This window comes from Flavobacterium sp. UBA5153 (genome assembly GCA_002413745.1).
Taxonomy (GTDB): Bacteria; Bacteroidota; Bacteroidia; order Flavobacteriales; family Flavobacteriaceae; genus Flavobacterium.
In genome coordinates this window covers 228,679-248,591 of record DHXP01000073.1, presented here as the reverse complement: position 1 = coordinate 248,591, position 19,913 = coordinate 228,679, and the positions used below count along the sequence as shown (strand labels likewise).

At 34.8% G+C, this 19,913-nt stretch carries 12 protein-coding genes and 1 tRNA gene; 10 read left to right on the top strand and 3 right to left on the bottom strand.

Annotated elements, in window-relative coordinates; translation table 11 throughout:
• Positions 1-7: 7 nt before the first annotated feature.
• From B2145_RS15510 to B2145_RS15480, 7 genes are all read left to right on the top strand, one after another.
• Positions 8-3,031, top strand: coding sequence for a glycoside hydrolase family 3 N-terminal domain-containing protein (locus tag B2145_RS15510; protein WP_291104254.1), 3,024 nt, complete (start codon positions 8-10; stop codon positions 3,029-3,031).
• Positions 3,032-3,110: 79 nt separating this feature from the next.
• A complete protein-coding gene (locus B2145_RS15505) occupies positions 3,111-3,428 on the top strand; it encodes a DUF6660 family protein (protein ID WP_291104251.1) in 318 nt (105 codons plus the stop codon).
• A 147-nt stretch (positions 3,429-3,575) separates the two neighbouring features.
• Entirely contained in the window at positions 3,576-7,898 is a 4,323-nt protein-coding gene (locus B2145_RS15500) for a CusA/CzcA family heavy metal efflux RND transporter (RefSeq protein ID WP_291104249.1), read from the top strand.
• A gap of 11 nt (positions 7,899-7,909) precedes the next feature.
• The gene (locus B2145_RS15495; RefSeq protein WP_291104247.1) at positions 7,910-9,163 is read left to right on the top strand and encodes an efflux RND transporter periplasmic adaptor subunit; all 1,254 of its coding nucleotides are present in this window, start codon (positions 7,910-7,912) and stop codon (positions 9,161-9,163) included.
• An 18-nt stretch (positions 9,164-9,181) separates the two neighbouring features.
• Positions 9,182-11,200 carry a heavy metal translocating P-type ATPase gene (locus tag B2145_RS15490; protein WP_291104244.1) on the top strand — a complete coding sequence of 673 codons (2,019 nt, stop codon included), beginning with the start codon at positions 9,182-9,184 and terminating at the stop codon, positions 11,198-11,200.
• A 78-nt stretch (positions 11,201-11,278) separates the two neighbouring features.
• Positions 11,279-12,412 carry an N-acetyl-alpha-D-glucosaminyl L-malate synthase BshA gene (gene bshA / locus B2145_RS15485; protein ID WP_291104243.1) on the top strand — a complete coding sequence of 378 codons (1,134 nt, stop codon included), beginning with the start codon at positions 11,279-11,281 and terminating at the stop codon, positions 12,410-12,412.
• Entirely contained in the window at positions 12,409-12,837 is a 429-nt protein-coding gene (locus B2145_RS15480; RefSeq protein WP_291104242.1) for a protease complex subunit PrcB family protein, read from the top strand. Before bshA ends, B2145_RS15480 begins: the two co-directional genes overlap by 4 nt.
• A gap of 59 nt (positions 12,838-12,896) precedes the next feature.
• On the opposite strand, the gene B2145_RS15475 is transcribed toward B2145_RS15480, so the two are convergent.
• Together B2145_RS15475 and B2145_RS15470 are read right to left on the bottom strand one after the other, a co-directional pair.
• On the bottom strand, positions 12,897-13,406 hold the full coding sequence (locus tag B2145_RS15475) for a hypothetical protein (RefSeq protein ID WP_291104240.1): 510 nt from the start codon (positions 13,404-13,406) through the stop codon (positions 12,897-12,899).
• 483 nt (positions 13,407-13,889) lie between these two features.
• Entirely contained in the window at positions 13,890-15,677 is a 1,788-nt protein-coding gene (locus B2145_RS15470) for an ABC transporter ATP-binding protein (RefSeq protein WP_291104238.1), read from the bottom strand.
• A 170-nt stretch (positions 15,678-15,847) separates the two neighbouring features.
• Here B2145_RS15470 and B2145_RS15465 point away from each other — a divergent pair.
• Both B2145_RS15465 and B2145_RS15460 read left to right on the top strand, forming a co-directional pair.
• Positions 15,848-15,922: transfer RNA gene (locus tag B2145_RS15465), tRNA-Val, on the top strand.
• Between the two features lie 272 nt (positions 15,923-16,194).
• Entirely contained in the window at positions 16,195-16,494 is a 300-nt protein-coding gene (locus tag B2145_RS15460) for an Arm DNA-binding domain-containing protein (RefSeq protein ID WP_291104235.1), read from the top strand.
• Positions 16,495-16,549: 55 nt separating this feature from the next.
• On the opposite strand, the gene B2145_RS15455 is transcribed toward B2145_RS15460, so the two are convergent.
• A complete protein-coding gene (locus tag B2145_RS15455) occupies positions 16,550-17,896 on the bottom strand; it encodes a threonine/serine ThrE exporter family protein (protein WP_291104232.1) in 1,347 nt (448 codons plus the stop codon).
• Between the two features lie 271 nt (positions 17,897-18,167).
• On the opposite strand from B2145_RS15455, the gene pckA reads away from it, so the two are divergent.
• Positions 18,168-19,793: a phosphoenolpyruvate carboxykinase (ATP) gene (gene pckA, locus B2145_RS15450; RefSeq protein WP_291104230.1), complete on the top strand. Its 1,626-nt coding sequence runs from the start codon at positions 18,168-18,170 to the stop codon at positions 19,791-19,793.
• Positions 19,794-19,913: the final 120 nt, after the last annotated feature.

The following is a 19,913-nucleotide window of genomic DNA, read 5'->3' as shown; positions in this document are numbered from 1 at the left end:
AAATCATATGAAAATCTTCCTTGCAAGAATTGGATTTTTGTTTGTTTTGTTGCTTTTAGTGACTAACTGTGCAACCAAAAAAAGCACAATATCGCGGCAACCTTTCACAAAACCGGTTGTTTCTATCGATACGACAATTTATATTCCACACCTCAAATCGGATAGAAAAAATTTTTTCAAGGATTCTGATGCCGAAACGTATTGGGTTGACAGCATTTACGATAAATTATCTTTAGAAGAAAAAGTGGGTCAGCTTTTTATGGTTGCGGCTTATTCGAACAAAGACACAACCCATGTTAATTCCATCGATAAATTAATCACCGATAATAAAGTTGGAGGATTAATTTTCTTTCAAGGCGGACCTGTTCGTCAGGCAATTTTAACCAATCGTTATCAGGCCAAAGCCAAAGTTCCCTTATTCATTGGCATTGATGCCGAATGGGGTTTAAGTATGCGACTGGATTCTACCTATCAATATCCTTGGAATATGACACTTGGCGCCATTCAGTATTTAAAACTGGTAGAAAAAGTTGGTGAAAATATGGGGAAAGAAAGTAAGCGAATAGGCGCTCATTTTGACTTTGCACCAGTTTTAGACATCAATACCAATCCTAAAAACCCTATTATTGGAAGTCGTTCTTTTGGAGAAAACAAAGTAAATGTTGCCGATAGAGCTATTGCTTTGATGACAGGAATTCAAAATCAAGGGGTATTCTCAACCGGAAAACATTTTCCCGGACATGGCGATACTTCGGCTGATTCCCATACTACTTTGCCGCTGGTTACGCTTTCCCGCAAACATTTGGATTTAGTAGAATTGTACCCTTACAAACGAATGTTCGACGAAGGCTTGGTTTCAGTGATGGTGGGGCATCTTGAAGTGCCAAGTTTAGAACCCAAACCTAATTATCCAACATCAATTTCCTATAATGTAGTGACCAATTTGCTTCAGAATAAAATGGGATTTGATGGCTTGATTTTTACCGATGCCTTGAATATGAAAGGAGTCAGTAATTTCAGGGAAATTGACAGTATTCCGTCAAAACCTGGAGATATTGAGTTGAAAGCTTTTTTGGCGGGCAATGATATTTTGCTGTTTCCTGAAGATGTTCCTGCATCAATAGAAAAAATTAGTCAAGCCTATCAAGATAAAATTATTACGGAAGAACGGTTGTCCCGTTCAGTGAAAAAGATTTTACATTACAAATTTAAGGCAGGTTTAAACAAGTACAAACCTATCGAAACCAAGAACTTGGTTCAGGATTTGAATCCTTCTTCAAATGAAGCGTTACAATATCAATTATTTGAAAATGCCGTCACGGTCTTAAAAAATAAGGATAAAATTCTTCCAATAAAAAACTTGGAAAACAATAAGATTGCCTACGTGAAATTAGGTGATGGAGAGAATAGTTCCTTTGTTTCGACTCTTAAAAAATATACCGAAGTCACCGAAGTTTCCAGTAAAAATATTGACAGCTTGAATGTGAAGTTGAAAAAATTTGACACTGTAATTGTCGGTTTTCATAAGTCAGATAAAGCTTGGGCAGATCAAGATTTCACTTTTGCCGAACTATTTTGGTTGCAAGAAATTGCCAAAAATAATAAGGTAATTCTTGATGTAATGGCAAAACCCTATTCGCTATTGCATATTGCCAATTTTGATGATATTGCAGGATTGGTGGTTTCCTATCAAAATTCGGAGATTGCCCAAATTGTCTCGGCCGAACTTATTTTTGGAGCCATTGGAGCCAAAGGGAAATTGCCGGTTTCGATAAATCCAAACTTCAAGATAAATGATGGTTTATCGACAGAAAAACTGAATCGTTTGGGGTTCACTTCTCCCGAAAACGTAGGAATGAATCCGCTGATTTTATCCAAGATTGATGATTTTGCCAAGAAAGCCATTGATGGCAAAATGACTCCTGGAATTCAAGTTCTTGTGGCTCGAAAAGGGAAAGTTATTTACCAAAAATCCTACGGATACCATACTTATGACAATGTTATAAAAGTATCCAATTCAGATTTATATGATATAGCTTCAGTGACAAAAATTCTTGCCACTTTGCCCAATGTGATGCAATTATATGATCAGAAAAAAATTAATTTGGAAACTACTTTAGGAACAATGTTACCTGATTTTAATGATTCCAATAAAAAAGATATTCATTTTAAGGAATTATTATCTCATTATGCGGGACTTGTAGCCGGGATCCCATTTTATAAAGCAACATTGGACAAATCAAATACGCTATCTGAAAAATATTATAGAAAATCACCCAATGATCAGTTTTCAAAACAAGTAGGAGATAGTCTTTTTATTAGAAATGATTTCAATGACTCCATTATGAAAATGATTATAAACAGTAAATTATTACTAAAAAAGGAATATAAATACAGTGATCTAACTTTTATGATTCTTAAGGATTATTTAGAAAAAACAACGGGTAAAACATTGGATGTTTTAATTCAAGATAATTTCTACCATTCAATCGGAATGAATAATTCCTCCTTTAATCCATTGAAAAAGTTTGACAAAAATAGGATTCCTCCAACAGAAATTGACAGCTATTTACGTCATCAAATTTTGCAAGGCTATGTGAATGATTTGTCGGCTGCATTATTAGGTGGTGTTTCTGGTCATGCAGGAATTTTCTCTAATGCTATGGATGTTGCCAAAATGATGCAACTCTATCTTCAAAAAGGGAATTATGGAAACCATCAGTATTTTTCCGAAAAAACATTTGATGATTTTAATACCTGTTATTTCTGTTTAGAAGGCAACAGGAGAGGTATTGGATTTGATAAGCCGCAACAATCCGGAAAAGTAGGGCCAACTTGTGGTTGTGCTTCATTAACGAGTTTTGGTCATACCGGTTTTACGGGAACGATGGCTTGGGCAGATCCCGAAACAGAAATTGTTTATGTCTTTTTGTCTAACCGAACTTTTCCAAACGATACTGAGAATACTTTATCCAAAGAAAATATTCGGGAAGACATCCAAGAAGTTATTTACGATGCAATTGAAAAGTAGAGTACTTGTTTATAATTCTGTAAATTTTTTTATAAAATAAGTTATTTATAAATTAAAATTTATAATTATATTTGTCCAAATGAGAATTGTAAACTTCATATTGTCAATTATTTTTCTAGTACTTTCCTGTATGCCTTGCGCAGATATGGAACAAATTGTTTCATATAATAAGGTTACGATCAACAATGAATCAAACCATACTCACAACAACGATGCCTGTTCGCCTTTGTGTGTTTGTAACTGTTGTGGTTGCCAAGGTTTCACTTACAATACCATCAATGCTTACAATTTCGTTTCTGTCAATACTATAATTGACAAAAAAATACCGGAATACAAATCTATTTTAACTTCTAATTTCTACGGAAGTATTTGGCAACCGCCTCAAATTAATGCTTAATATTTTTTTGATTAATGTTTAAATGAATAGCGATTAATGACTTGTGCATTAATCTCACTATTGGTTTACATTAATCACTTTACAGTATTTGAATCAGTCAATTACTGTGAATTATAAATTTAATCTTAAACATTAATTATATAAATAGTGTTAGACAAAATCATTCATTTTAGCATAAATAATAAGTTCATCATTGGTTTGATGACTTTATTTCTCATCATTTGGGGAATTTGGAGTGCTTCCAAGTTGCCTATTGATGCCGTGCCGGATATTACAAACAATCAGGTACAAATTATTACGCTTTGCCCAACTTTGGCTGGACAGGAAGTAGAACAGTTAGTCACTTTCCCAATAGAGCAAAGCATTGCCAACCTTCCCGATTTAGAAGAAACCAGAAGTATTTCACGCTTTGGTTTATCCGTAATCACAGTCGTTTTTGATGATGATGTAAATATTTATTTTGCACGACAACTCATCAGTGAACGACTAAAAGAAGCTATTAGTCAAATACCTAAAGGCATCGGAACACCCGAATTAGGCCCTGTTAGCACAGGACTTGGCGAAGTGTATCAATATATTTTGCATCCAAAAAAAGGAAGCGAAAAAAAATACTCCGCAATGGATTTGCGTTCTATGCAAGACTGGATAGTAGCAAGACAACTCAACGGAACTCCCGGAATTGCCGAAATAAATAGCTTTGGAGGAAAATTAAAACAATATGAAGTGGGTGTTAACCCCAATCGCCTGAAAGCAATGGGAGTAACTATTCCTGATATTTTCAATGCTTTAGAAAAAAACAATCAAAACACGGGTGGTGCATACATTGACAAAAAACCTAGTGCCTACTTTATTCGTGGTGTTGGATTAGTCACTTCCCTGGAAGACGTGAAAAATATTGTGGTAAAAAGCAATCCAAACAGCGTCCCAATTTTTATAAAAGATGTTGCCGATGTAAAGTTTGGTAGTGCAGTACGTTATGGAGCAATGACTTACAACGGAAAAGTAGATGCCGTTGGTGGTATTGTGATGATGCTAAAAGGAGCAAACAGTAATGAAGTGGTACAAAGGATAAAAGACAAAATGCTCATTATTCAAAAATCATTACCCGATGATGTAATCGTTGAACCATTTATAGACAGAAGTACATTTGTAAACCGTGCCATTTCTACCGTTGAAAAAAATTTAATTGAAGGTGCATTAATTGTAATTTTTGTACTGGTACTTTTTCTCGGAAACCTTCGTGCCGGGCTTATTGTGGCTTCCGCAATTCCTCTTTCAATGCTGTTCGCACTAGCATTAATGAGAATATTTGGGGTAAGTGCAAACCTTATGAGCCTCGGTGCAATAGATTTTGGGTTGATCGTGGACGGTGCCGTGATTATCGTGGAAGCTTCCTTGTATTTTCTGGAACACAATAAAAGTAAAAAAAGGCTCACGCAACTCGAAATGGATGTTGCCGTTGAAAGCAGTGCTAAAAAAATGATGAGTAGTGCTGCCTTTGGACAAATCATTATTATGATTGTTTATTTTCCAATTTTATCTTTAGTGGGAATTGAAGGAAAAATGTTTGGCCCAATGACAAAAACGGTTTCGTTTGCAATTATAGGTGCAATGATACTTTCATTAACCTATATTCCTATGATGAGTGCCTTGTTTTTACCTAAACACATCAGTCATAAAAAAACATTTTCTGATAAAATGATGGATTTCTTGTACAAAAAATATGACCCACTTTTAGTAAAAGTTATTGATATAAAATACAAAGTTGTTGGTCTTACTGTCGCTTTATTATTGGTTACGATTTTTGTTTTCAGTAAAATGGGTGGCGAGTTTATCCCAAATTTAGCCGAGGGAGATTATGCATTTGAGTTTAAAATGCCGTTGGAAACATCCTTGTCCCAAAGTATTGAAACTTCTATGCAAGGCGCAAGAATCGCCAAACAATTTGAGGAAGTAAAAATGGTGGTGGGCAAAACGGGTGCCGGAGAAGTGCCTACTGACCCAATGCCTCCCGGAGCCACGGATATGATGATTATCCTGAATCCCCAAGACGAATGGAAATCCGGAAGGACTTATGATGAACTGGGCGATGCATTGGAAGAAAAATTAAGCGTTATCCCTGGCGTGTTTGTCGAAAAGAGCCAACCCATACAAATGCGTTTTAATGAATTGATGACGGGAATTAAACAAGATGTAGCCATAAAAATATTTGGCGAAAACTTGGATAGTCTTTCCGTATATGCCAAAAAAGTAGAAAATGTGATAGTAAACGTAAAAGGCGTTTCTGCACCACAGGTGGAACAAGTGGATGGATTGCCACAAATCAATATTGAATACGACCGCTTACGCATTGCAAATTACGGGCTAAATATAGAAGACATAAACAGTATTGTTAGCACCGCTTTTGCAGGAAAAGCAGCAGGCGTAGTTTACGAAAACGAACGGAAATTTGATTTGGTAGTGCGGTTGGACAGTACGTCAAGAAGAAGTATTGAAGATGTAAATAATTTATTGATACCAACACCTTCCGGCAATCAAATACCATTATCACAAGTGGCAAAAATAGATTTTAAATTAGGACCCGCACAAATAAGCCGTGAAGCAGGAAAACGCAGAATTGTTGTTGGTTTTAACATCCAAGATCGAGACGTACAAAGTGTGGTTAAAGAAATTCAAGACAAATTAAGTGCAAAAGTAAAATTACCATCAGGCTATTATTTTACGTATGGTGGCACTTTTGAAAATCTACAAAAAGCAACCAAACGTTTGATGATAGCAGTTCCTATTTCTTTACTGCTCATTTTTATGCTGTTGTATTTTACATTCAATTCAATGAAACAAGCCGGTTTAATTTTCACGGCAATTCCAATGAGTGCTATTGGAGGCGTATTTGCTTTGCTCCTTCGCGGAATGCCTTTTAGTATTTCGGCAGGAATTGGATTTATTGCATTGTTTGGAGTAGCAGTATTAAATGGAATTGTATTAGTCGGCACATTCAACCAACTCGAAAAAGAAGGTTGGGATGATGTTATAAAACGTGTTATTGAAGGAACAAAAATAAGATTACGACCAGTTTTAATGACGGCTACCGTAGCATCGTTAGGTTTTTTACCTATGGCAATGTCACACAGTGCTGGTGCAGAAGTCCAAAAACCATTAGCAACTGTTGTTATTGGAGGATTACTCTCCGCTACATTTTTAACCTTATTTGTATTGCCTTTGCTTTACATTATATTCAACACAAAAATTAAATTAAAAAGAAAATCAGGAATGAAATCAATTACTACTATTTTAGTTATTGGATTATTATTTTCATTCAATAATGGTCAAGCACAATCACGGAAAACCATTGATGAAGTTTTGAATTTAGGTTTAAATGATAATTTACAATACAACATCAATCAATCTCAAATCTCAAAAAATCAGCTTTTGATAAAAGGAAACAAGGAATTTCCCAAAACGGGCATCTTTCTAGAAAACGAAGATTTGCGTCCTTCGGATAAAACGGGTATTTGGAAAATAGGTTTGCAACAAAGTTTTTATATGCCTCAAGTAAACCAAGCCAAGAAAAATTATTATCGAGAGCAAACCAAATACTACGAGTTCAACAAAGAAGTAATCAATACAGCGTTGAAAAAAAATATTCGTTCAGCATATTATCAATTATGGTATTTACAAGACAAAACAGTTTTGTATCAGCGTTTAGACAGCATTTATATTGGCTTATTAAAAACCACAATTGTAAAAGTTAAAGCTGGAGAAATCGCCGGTATCGAAAAAATTTCAGCAAACGTAAAGTTGAAAGAAATTGAAACAAACATCGTCCAACTCCAAAAAGATATGATAGTGCAACAACAAGTATTAATGCAATTATTGAATAGTTCAGAAGCAATTTTGCCACTTTCAAAATCGTTAGAAAAGTTAGAATTTGGGTTACAAAATGAAACAGAAAACCATCCAAATCTTCTTTTATTGCAACAAAATGTAATGATTGCCAATAGTGAAATAGCAATCCAAAAAAGCAATCGTTTACCCGAATTTTCCGGTCGTGTTTTTTCACAAAAATTATATGGTGTAGAGGACCCTTTTAGCGGTTTTTCATTTTCAACATCATTCCCATTATTTGGAAGTGGTGCCAGTCGTAATAAAATAAAAGCCGCCAAAACTGAAAAAGAAGTACAAGAACAACAATTGCAATATCAAACACAAATACTTAAATCTTCTTTGGCTCAACGTCAAACCGATGTAGAAAAAAGTGTGTCTGGTTTACAATTTTATGAAACTTCGGGTTTACAGCAGGCTGATGAAATTATAAAAGCCGCCAATCAATCCTATAGAGCAGGAGAAATAAGTTACGCCGATTTTTCATTGTATTTGAGCCAAGCCATCGAAATACGAAAAAACTATTTAGACAATCTAAATGCGTACAACCAAGCCATTATTGAATACAATTATTTCACAAACAAATAAATGCTAAAAAAATGAAATCTTTAAAAATAAAATATAATAATTACCTTTTGCTTATTGCCTCTTGCCTATTTCTTATTTCCTGTGGAAATAAAGAAAATAAACCTCAAGAAGAAGAACAAAAAGCAACAACAGAAGAAGCCCAACCTACAATTGCTTCGCTCACAGCCGAACAAATAAAAACGGTGGACATACAATTCGGAACTATCGAGCAAAAGCAATTAACGGCAACACTCAGAGCCAACGGTGCATTACGTGTTCCTAACAATAACAAAGCCAATGCTACTTCAATGTATGGAGGTGTTATAAAAACCATTAATGTACAGTTAGGTGATTTTGTAAAAAAGGGACAAGTAATTGCAACAATTGCTAATCCTCAATTTATACAATTACAAGAAGAATATTTAAGTACTTCCAGTAAAATAATCTTTGCCGAACAAGAAGTAGCAAGACAAAAAGAACTCAATGAAGGAAACGCAGGAGCATTAAAAAATTATCAAAATGCTGATGCGGAATTAAAATCAATGAGAACTCGTAGAGCCTCTTTACAACAACAAATTCAATTAATGGGCATCAATCCAAATAGTTTAAACAATAGCAATTTACGTTCAATAGTATCAGTTACAAGCCCTATAAGCGGAACAATCAGTAATGTGTTTTCTAAAATTGGAAGTTATGTGGATGTGTCTTCACCAGTTGCCGAAATTGTAGATAACTCACAATTACATTTAGATTTGAATGTGTTTGAAAAAGATTTGCCAATGTTAAAAGTGGGACAAATTATTCATTTTAGAATTACCAATAATTCGGGCGAAGATTACAATGCTAAAGTGTACTCAATAGGTGCTGCGTTTGAGAATGACAGTAAGAGTATTCCTGTACACGCCACCGTTCAAGGTAATAAATCAGGATTAATAGACGGAATGAATATAACTGCCATTGTAAGTTTAAACAATGTGACTACGGATGCAATACCAACCGATGCAATTGTGAGTGCAGACGGCAAAGAATATATTTTTGTGGTGACCAATAAAAAAGCCGAAGAAGAAAAACCAGAAGATAGCGAAGTCAAAAAAGAAGCCGAAATAAAGAGTAAAGCACAAGAAGTAAAAAGTACCAATTTTGAAAAAATAGAAGTGGCAAAAGGGGTTTCTAATATGGGTTACACGGCTATAACATTGGTAAAAAACATTCCTGAAAATGCTAAAATCGTAACCAAAGGAGCATTCTTTGTAAATGCAAAATTGACTAACAAAGGAGAAGAATAATCATCAATCAGTATAAAAATGAAACATAAACATAAATACGATGCAAACGGTAAACAGCTTTGCTGCACATTAGAAGAAAAAATAAATCAGAAAACGGATATTGATATCAGTTGTTGTACAATTGACTATAAATCCGAACATTCTGACGATGAAGGGCATGACCATTCTGGCGGAAATGACAGTCTGTTTATAATGTTTCTTCCATCAATTATTTCTTTCGTTTTACTTCTTGTTGCCATTGGTTTCGACAATTATTTTCCGCAAACCTGGTTCACGGGTTGGGTAAGAATTGTTTGGTATGCAGTCGCTTATTTACCGGTGGGCTTGCCTGTTATGAAAGAAGCATTCGAGAGTATAAGAAAGGGCGAAATATTCTCCGAATTTTTATTGATGTGTATTGCAACTATTGGAGCATTTGCTATTGGTCAATATCCCGAAGGGGTAGCCGTGATGTTGTTTTATGCCATTGGCGAAATTTTCCAAACCTTGGCCGTTCAAAGAGCAAAAACGAACATCAAATTATTGTTAGACCAAAGACCAGATGAAGCAACGGTAATCAATGGAAAAAATACCATTACCAAAAAAGCATCTGAAATCACCATTGGAGAAATCATCCAATTACGACCGGGAGAAAAACTGGCATTGGATGGGAAACTGCTCTCAGAAAACGCATCCTTCAACACAGCGGCACTAACTGGAGAAAGCAAACCAGACACCAAACGAAAAGGCGAAACCGTTCTAGCCGGAATGATTAACCTAAATACCGTTGTTCAAGTCGAAGTAACCACAGCCTACACCGATAGTAAATTATCGAAAATCTTGAAAATGGTGCAGGAAGCCACTGCCCAAAAAGCGCCAACCGAATTATTCATCAGAAAATTCGCCAAAATTTATACGCCGGTGGTCGTCTTTTTGGCAATCGGTATTTGTTTGTTTCCAATGGTATTTGTCGAAAATTACAGTTTCAACGATTGGTTGTACAGAGCGTTAATTTTCTTGGTAATTTCCTGTCCTTGCGCTTTGGTAATCTCCATTCCATTAGGTTATTTTGGTGGTATTGGCGCAGCCAGTAAAAACGGAATTCTTTTCAAGGGTTCCACCTTCCTCGACATAATGGCATCCATCCAAGTAGTGGTTATGGACAAAACGGGAACACTGACCAAAGGCGTTTTCAAAGTACAAAAAGTAGTGGCAGTTGGTATTTCCGAAGCCGATTTAATAAAATTTACAGCAGCACTCGAAACCAAATCTACCCATCCCGTTGGAACTGCCATTATCGAATATGCAAAAGGTTCAGAGAAAAACACAACCGTTGCTGATATTGAAGAAATTGCAGGACACGGACTAAAAGGAAAGGTTGACGGAAATGAAATCTTGGTAGGAAACACCAAATTAATGGTGAAATACAACGTCACTTATGACATTGAAATTGACAATACCCCTTTTACAATTATCGTTATTGCAATCAATCAAAAATATGCCGGCTACTTTCTAATTGCTGACGAGATTAAAGAAGATGCAAAAGAAGCAGTTCAAAGTTTGCACAAAATAAATATCAAGACCGTAATGCTTTCAGGCGATAAACAAGCAGTAGTTTCAGCAATTGCCAAAGAATTAAACATTGACCAAGCTTTTGGCGATTTGTTACCCGAAAACAAAATCCAAAAAGTCGAAGAGCTTAAAAAACAAAACCTTAAAATTGCCTTTGTGGGCGATGGCGTAAACGATGCACCGGTAGTTGCCCTTGCCGATGCCGGAATTGCAATGGGCGGTTTGGGAAGTGATGCCACCATCGATACCGCCGATATTGTAATTCAAAACGACCAGCCTACGAAGATTTTTACAGCCATAAACATTGGTAAAAAGACCAAACAAATCGTTTGGCAAAATATCGGGTTGGCATTTACCGTAAAAGCAATTGTTTTGGTACTCGGTGCAGGAGGATTAGCCACAATGTGGGAAGCCGTTTTTGCGGATGTTGGAGTAGCTTTATTGGCTATTTTAAATGCAGTGAGAATTCAGAGAATGAAGTTTTAAAGCAATCAAATATTTTAACAAAAATTTTCCCAAAATACATTTCTATTTTCAGTAATTTCGTATCATTAAAACACATACATGAAAATAGCAATTGTTTGTTATCCAACCTTTGGAGGAAGTGGCGTTGTAGCCACAGAACTGGGTCTTGAGTTGGCTCGTCGCGGTCACGAAATTCACTTTATTACTTATAGCCAGCCCGTCCGTTTGGCGTTGCTGAGCCCGAATGTTTATTACCATGAAGTCAACGTCCCCGAATATCCTTTATTTCATTATCAACCTTATGAATTGGCCTTGTCAAGTAAACTGGTCGATATGGTGAAGTTGCATAAAATAGAATTACTTCATGTTCATTATGCTATTCCACATGCTTATGCGGGTTATATGGCAAAGCAAATGCTGGCTGACGAAGGCATAAATCTTCCAATGATTACCACGCTTCATGGAACAGATATTACCTTGGTGGGCAATCATCCATTTTATAAGACAGCAGTAACATTCAGCATCAACAAGTCTGATTTTGTTACTTCGGTTTCCCAAAGATTGAAAGAGGATACTCTTAAATTGTTAAATATAAAAAATGAAATTCAGGTTATTCCTAATTTCATTGAATTGGATAAAAATATAATAGAGCCCATTACATCTTGTCATCGTTCAGTTATGGCCAAGGAAAATGAACGTATCATAACCCATATTAGCAATTTTAGGGAGGTAAAACGAATTCCTGACGTAATCAAAATATTTTTTAAAATTCAACAACAAATTCCCGCAAAATTAATGATGGTGGGTGATGGACCGGAAAAAGAGAAAGCAGAATACTTATGTCAAGAATTAGGTATTCAAGACAAAGTGATATTTTTTGGAAACAGTAATGAAATTGACAAAATATTAAGTTTTACGGATTTATTCTTGTTGCCTTCTGAAACCGAAAGTTTTGGTCTTGCCGCTCTGGAAGCCATGGCGTGGGGAGTTCCCGTTATTTCCAGTAATTCAGGGGGTTTGCCAGAAGTGAATTTTGATGGAGTTTCAGGATATTTAAGCGATGTGGGCAATACTGGTGAAATGGCAGATAATGCCTTAAAAATTTTAAAGGACGACACCGTTATGGCTGAATTCAAAAAGAATGCCTTGTTTGTTGCAAAACGATTTGACATCAAAAATATTTTACCTTTATATGAGGATTTATATAAAAAGGCCATAAATAAATTTTTATGAAAAAAATAAGTCTGTCATTACTATCCTTAATTTTAATTTCTTGTGGGGCTTCATCTACAAAAAGTTTAGAAAAAAAACCTTTGTTTGAAGTTTTGACACAACAATCTTTTGGTGGTGCCAACATTCGATTTTTTGAAATTCTTACTGAACCCAATGAAATCAAAATGCTGCAAAATGATGCCAAATTAAGAAACAAAATAAAACCAAACGACATTCAGACTTCAAATTTTGTGGTTTTGAATCTGGGGGAAAAATCTTCCGGTGGATATAAAATAGGAATTGAAAGTGCCGTTGAAACTGATAAAAGTATAATTCTAACTGTAAAAGAATCTGCTCCTGACCCCAGTACAACAGTTACACAAGTTTTTACAAATCCTTATTGTGTTGTCAAAATAAATTCTAAAAAAGGAATCATCATTAAATAAAAAAAACTCCCTCTCGTTTTTTGGAACGAGACGGAGTTTTTTATTAAAATTGCTGAATATTAGAATTTATATCTAATTCCCAAAGCTACATCTGAACCATAATTATTTTCATAATAACCACTACCACCAAGTTCAGGTCTGAAATCTAATGAAATTAATAATGGAACTTCTTTAAACCCATATTCTATACCAATATCACCTGCTGCAAATGCAAAAGTGTCATGGTAAGAATATCCATTATTATCTTTATAATTATAGCTACCTAGTCCACCACCTACACCGGCATACCAATTGAATCCGCCATCAATATTCCAGACCCATTGATACAAACCTGCTAATTTTATGGCATTGTCATCATAACCATTATTATTATAATTAGTTCTATTTCTCCAGCCTAAATCCAATTCCAGACGGTTATTGCTTGACAAACCTCTTTGATACGAAACTTCTCCTCCAAAACCTGAATTGTCACCTAAACGTAAACCTAGAGCATTTTCCGAAATGTCTTGAGCCTGTGCGCTAAACGCTAATCCAATTAGCATTATAGCCGATAAAATAATTTTTTTCATAAGTGTATATTAGTTTTTTACAAAGGTATAACTAACATAGAATAAAAAAATTATATAATAATTGAAAAATATTTCATAATTGCCACATTTTTTTGGTGCTGATTTCTTAAGTATAATTTCACAGCAAAGATTTTGAATAATTAAAAAGTGCAAAAAATGGTTATTATATAGGAGAAAAACAATCCGATTATATATTATTTGGGACTTGGAACAAACAAAACGAATTAATTTTTTATTCAAATAATCAAGACTCAGAAATGATAAAATATTATTTAGTAGAAAATGATCTAAAATAAAATATAGTATTGTTAAGGATGAAAAAAAGTACGGAAACAAATATCTTTGGACAGAGAAAAGCAGCATATAAATTTATTTTTCGCCACGAATTTTCACAAATTATTTTAAAATTAAAATAATAAAATTAGTGAGAATTCGTGTAATTCGTGGCTGTTTTTTTTAGTTAAGATTAATGATGTTTAACCTTTAAGAATGGCTAAACTGCAAATTACTCAAGTTTTTGTAAATGCCATTTTCTAAAACAATCAATTCCTGGTGGGTTCCTTGTTCCGCAATTACGCCTTTATCCAATACCAAAATTTGATCTGCGCTGCGAATGGTCGAAAGGCGATGCGCAATAATAATGCTCGTTCTTCCTTCCATCAAAATTTCCAAGGCTTCCTGCACCAGTTTTTCGCTTTCGCTGTCCAATGATGATGTGGCTTCGTCTAAAATCAATATACTTGGGTTTTTGAGAAGCGCCCTTGCAATCGCGATACGTTGTCTTTGCCCTCCGGAAAGTTTAATTCCTCTTTCTCCAACGATAGTTTCGAATTTTTCAGGAAAGCTTTCAATAAAACTCAAGGCATTGGCTTGTTTTGCCGCAATAAGAATTTCTTCTTCGGTGGCATCCGGTTTTCCGTAAGCAATATTTTCTTTGATGGTTCCTCCAAATAAAATCACGTCTTGAGGAACAATGCTCATATTTCCACGGAGATTTTCCAAATCAAAATCATAAATATTTTTCCCATCAATCAAGATTTCCCCGCTTTCAATATCATAAAAGCGCAACAACAGGGAAGCAATAGTTGATTTTCCAACACCACTTGGACCAACAATCGCAATTTTTTGACCAAAATTAGCGGTGAAACTTACACCCTTCAAGACTTTCATTTCTTTTCTGGAAGGATAACTGAAAGCTACATTTTTGAAAGTGACATTGCCTTTTATTTTTTGGATTGAGGATGAATTTTGTGCTGAATTGATTTTTTCGGGAGTTTCTTCCAATAATTCAAAAACACGTTCGGTGGCTCCAATCGCTTTTTGAATTTGTGCATAAAGCTCGGCGATTCCGCCAAAGGAAGCCCCAACAAAAGTGGAATACAATACGAATGAAATTAATTGTCCTACGCTCATTTCTCCGCTAATGCTCAATCGAACCCCAAACCAAACCACGGCAACTATGGCACCAAAAAGACAGAAAATAATGAAGGAAGCGAAGTAGCCTCTGTATTTTCCGCCTTTAATGGCTAATTTTACCACTTCTTTAATTTTCCCATCATAGCGGGCAATTTCATACCATTCATTGGCGAAAGCCTTTACAATACTGATTCCTTGCATTGTTTCTTCGACAATAACCTGGCTTTCGGCAACCTGATCTTGGACTTTTTTTGAATATTTTCGAATGAATCGTCCAAATATGACAGCGGCAACCGCCACAAGAGGAACCACTGACAGCATCAGTAAAGTTAACTTGATGCTTTGTGTTGCCAACAAAATTACGCCTCCGATAATTAAAATAAATTGCCTTAAAAATTCAGCAATGGTAGTTGTTAATGTGTCTTGTATTTGGGTAACATCAGAACTAATACGGCTATTTAATTCACCCACACGTTTATGGGAGAAAAATAACATAGGCAACTTTACCAGATTGCTGTATAAGGATAGTCTAAGATTGGCTAATGTATGTTCTGTGAAATTCACGAATAAATACAATCTAAAAAAAGAAAAAATGGATTGTAAAAACAATATTCCAATTAATAATAAAGCAACATTGTTGGCATCAGCATAACTTTTATCCTTCACGCAATCAATCAGCATTCCCATCAATTTAGGAAAAGCCAAAGCCGTAGCACCCGTAAACAATAGAAAAACTAATCCAACATAAAATTTCCAACGATGATTCCCGGCATATTTAAATATAAGAGTTGCCTTGGACAGCGAGCTTGCGGTAATTTTTGATTTTGGTAAATCATTTTCTTTGAATCGAGCCATTTATGTTGTTTTATTTTACAAATATAATATTATACTGATTCATCGCTAAAAAAAGTCCTATTTCATTTCTGATTTAAATGGATGATGCAGCGCATTAAATAAATTTTAATTATATTTTCATGTTTTGCTTGCAAATACAATATCTACGATATATATTTGCACTCCTTTAAGGGCGATTAGCTCAGCTGGTTCAGAGCACCTCGTTTACACCGAGGGGGTCGGGGGTTCGAACCCCTCATCGCCCACAAGTTTACAAACAAATGGTTTCAAAACCCTATAAATCTTATGATTTATAGGGTTTTTTCTTTTGGGCATAACCTCAATTATTCATTCAATCTTAATGCTAAAGGAGCAAAATCGAGACCCTAGAAATTTTCAAAATTAGGGTCTCGCTAAATCTCCTAAAGCCTTGCAAACACTCGTACTAACAACCAGTTCACTACTTGTTCAGAATATGTACATCTTGTTTGTTATCAATTAGAAAATTAAATTGAATACTAATTAAAAGGTCACCATTATGAAAGCAAAAATCACTTTACACATTTATGCGAAAACCACAAAAGCCAATGCAGCTGGACAATTACCAATTTATATCAGGTTAACAGTTGATGGACAACGCTTCGAATTCAGTTCCAAGAAATTCATTGAAAAATCCAAATGGTCGCCGGAACTATCCAAAATGAAAGGCAGCTCGGAAGAAGCTAGAACATTAAATAACTATCTTGATTTAATGAAATCTAAGGTTTTTGGCATTCAAATGGAGTTAATCCATAAAACAAAGATACCATTTTTAGAAGCTGAAAGCGAAATGCACTAAAGTGCATAGTTTTAACTATTTTTGAGACCAATAAAAAAAATCAATGCTCTAGTTGTTATTTTTTGAATATTTTTTTGATTAGAACATTCAAATCCTTGCCTTTTACGGTGTATGACTTAAATACAATAATTGGAAATGCAATCCCAAAAGCAAGCGCAAAAAGGATGAAGAGTGTAGTAATACCATAGGAAAATGTTTCTATAACTTCCTCAACGGACGGTCTCTGGCCTCTGCTATTACTAATCCAGTCAATCATTCCCATCATAAATTTATAACTAATCAAGCCAGGAATCATATTGATGACGGCAGGAATCATAAAAATAATGGGCGGAGTATGAGTTCTGTGGGCAAAATACATTCCTGAAATTCCCACAAATGAAGAAGCAACAAAAATAGACAGGATTAGATTCACTCCTAATTCTTGAAATAAAAGATATTTTATAAAATAACCAACAGCTCCGAGCAGAAAAACAGTCCATAAAGCTCTTTTTGAAGTGTTGAATATAAGAGCGAATCCCAAAGAGGTTATTCCCCCAAAAATTAGTTTAGAAACTTGTAATGCAAAACCTGTGGGTTCAAAGGCGGCTTTTACCTGAGTTTGTAAATTTGAAAAATCAAAAAGACTCAACTCGTTGACAAATGGCATATTGAAAATCATATTTGAAGCAAAAAAGCCAAAAGCCAGCATCAAAATAGCCATTGAACTAAAAATAAATCGAGCAGTTCCGGACTCAAAATAACCTTCTAAATAATCAATAAACGAATTAATCATGACCACGCCAGGAATTAGATATAATATCGAAACTATCAAGGCTTGTTCCACTTGAACATGGAAAAAAATACCTGCAAAATGTATAATTAAAGTGGAAAGAGTAGAGGCAATGAAAAAAGTCATTAAATGATTATAATGTTTTAATACCAAAGTTCTTCTTGCATAAAATCCTGCAAAAGTCGAAATATAAACGATTAAAGCTTGAATCCAGTCTCCATCAAACAGCATACAAAGTGCAACACTTGCAAATGGAGCCAAAAAATAAAGTTGAAAATTGTAATAGATTTTTCTTTGTTTTATTTGTTCTAATTTTGACTTTATTTCCGCAATTGGAATTTCATTTTCTAAAACATCCCAAGACAAAATGCTGATTTCGGAGATAGTTTCAAAGTTGGTTCCTTTATCTCTTACAGTTCTGGCAAGAGTACGGGTTTTAAATTTATTTCGTTTGTAAATGGATATTACAATTCCTGTATAGGTCAAAACCAATTCACAATGAAAACCCAATCCTTTAGCAAATCTTTCTAGATTACGAATAATTCTTGCGGTGTGGGCACCGCTGGTCATCATCATTTCGCCAATTTCGGTAAGCAATTCCAATACTTTTTGTGTTTCTCTTTCTTCAATCATATTGTGGCAGTTTTATCAGGATATCACCTCATAAAAACAAGGTTTATTCTGATCAAATTTAAAATTTTATTTGCAAATTTTATCATTGTAAAATTAGACATAAATTATTGATTTGATAAGATAAATATCATAAACAAACTCCAGAAACCCTTATAAACAAAGAAAACGTTTGCGTAGATTTATTTATTTATTATCATTAAATAAGGATTAATTAGAATAGAATTCCTTAAATTTGATAATGAAAAAAGAGAATAATATAAAATAACACATTATGAAAAACATTAAGATTATCCAGGAATTACACGATTTGGGAATTACAGGCTATCATGAAGTTTCTTACAATCCTACTTATGAAGAATTATATGAAGCCGAAGTTTCGCATAAAAGAAAAGGATATGAAAAAGGAGCGTTAACTGATACAGGAGCTGTAGCAGTTAAAACCGGAATTTTCACGGGTCGTTCTCCTAAAGATAGATATATTGTTAAAGACGACATCACCAAAGACACTATTTATTGGGATGATAAAGTAAATTTCCCGACAACTATTGAAGTTTGGAATGATTTAAAAGCTATTGTCTTGGAGCAACTTTCCACTTCTCCAAAATTATATGTAGTCGATGCTTATTGTGGCTCAAACGCTGATACAAGACTAAAAGTTCGTTTCGTTATGGAAGTGGCTTGGCAAGCACATTTTGTTACCAATATGTTTATCAGACCTTCAATTTATGAATTGCAAAACTTTGGAGAACCTGATTTCATTGTGATGAATGGGTCAAAAGCAACCAATCCAGATTGGGCAGCACACGGATTAAATTCAGAAAATTTTGTATTATTTAATCTTACCGAAAAAGTTCAAATCATTGGTGGAACTTGGTATGGAGGAGAAATGAAAAAAGGAATGTTCTCTATGATGAACTATTATTTGCCTCTAAAAGGAATGGCTTCTATGCACTGTTCTGCAAACGTGGGAGAAAAAGGTGATGTTGCCATTTTCTTTGGACTTTCCGGAACAGGGAAAACAACCTTGTCCGCTGATCCAAAAAGATATTTAATAGGCGATGACGAACATGGTTGGGACGATAATGGTGTGTTTAATTTTGAAGGAGGTTGTTATGCTAAAGTCATTGACTTAAGTGAAAATAACGAACCAGATATTTGGAGAGCCATCAAAAGAGACGCTTTATTGGAAAATGTGATTGTTGATGAATATGGAGAAATTAATTATTTTGACCATTCCATTACTGAAAATTCTAGGGTTTCTTATCCAATATACAATATCAATAAAATTGTTTTGCCGTCTAAAGCGGGTCACGCCAGTAACATAATCTATCTTTCTGCCGATGCTTTTGGCGTATTGCCTCCAGTTTCAATTTTGGACGAAGACCAAGCTCAATATCATTTCCTTTGTGGTTACACTTCTAAATTAGCAGGAACCGAAAGAGGAATCACTGAACCACAGCCTTCATTTTCACCAGCTTTTGGAGAAGCTTTCTTGACTTTACACCCAACAAGATATTCTCAAACCCTAATTGGAAAAATGAAAGAACACGGTGCAAAAGCTTATTTGGTTAACACTGGTTGGAACGGTACAGGAAAAAGAATTTCACTAAAAAACACCAGAGCAATTATAGATGCTATCATAAGTGGTGAAATTGGTGAAGCCGAAACTAGGGAGATTCCATACTTGAATTTAACAATTCCAACTCTTTTACCAAATGTAAGCGACGGAATTCTTGATCCAAGAGATACTTATAAAGACAAAGAAGAATGGGTTCGTAAAGCTGTTGATTTATCAAGTCGTTACATCAAAAACTTCGAACAATACACTAATACCGAAGAAGGAAAACGTTTAGTAAGTGCCGGTCCTTCAGTGAAACCAAACTCAGTTGATGCATAATCACTGAGTGATATCGGATTTTAAGCATCTGTTTGTAAGTCTTTTTTAGGAAAAAGCATTACAAGCAGATGTTTTTTAACAATTTGTTTTCATTAAGTTAAATTAAAAATTGCTTTGTAA

Coding starts and splice junctions, on each gene's coding strand:
- B2145_RS15510 (WP_291104254.1), top strand. CDS start 8: ATGAAAATCTTCCTTGCAAGAATTGGATTTTTGTTTGTTTTGTTGCTT.
- B2145_RS15505 (WP_291104251.1), top strand. CDS start 3,111: ATGAGAATTGTAAACTTCATATTGTCAATTATTTTTCTAGTACTTTCC.
- B2145_RS15495 (WP_291104247.1), top strand. CDS start 7,910: ATGAAATCTTTAAAAATAAAATATAATAATTACCTTTTGCTTATTGCC.
- B2145_RS15490 (WP_291104244.1), top strand. CDS start 9,182: ATGAAACATAAACATAAATACGATGCAAACGGTAAACAGCTTTGCTGC.
- bshA (WP_291104243.1), top strand. CDS start 11,279: ATGAAAATAGCAATTGTTTGTTATCCAACCTTTGGAGGAAGTGGCGTT.
- B2145_RS15480 (WP_291104242.1), top strand. CDS start 12,409: ATGAAAAAAATAAGTCTGTCATTACTATCCTTAATTTTAATTTCTTGT.
- B2145_RS15475 (WP_291104240.1), bottom strand. CDS start 13,406: ATGAAAAAAATTATTTTATCGGCTATAATGCTAATTGGATTAGCGTTT.
- B2145_RS15470 (WP_291104238.1), bottom strand. CDS start 15,677: ATGGCTCGATTCAAAGAAAATGATTTACCAAAATCAAAAATTACCGCA.
- B2145_RS15460 (WP_291104235.1), top strand. CDS start 16,195: ATGAAAGCAAAAATCACTTTACACATTTATGCGAAAACCACAAAAGCC.
- B2145_RS15455 (WP_291104232.1), bottom strand. CDS start 17,896: ATGATTGAAGAAAGAGAAACACAAAAAGTATTGGAATTGCTTACCGAA.
- pckA (WP_291104230.1), top strand. CDS start 18,168: ATGAAAAACATTAAGATTATCCAGGAATTACACGATTTGGGAATTACA.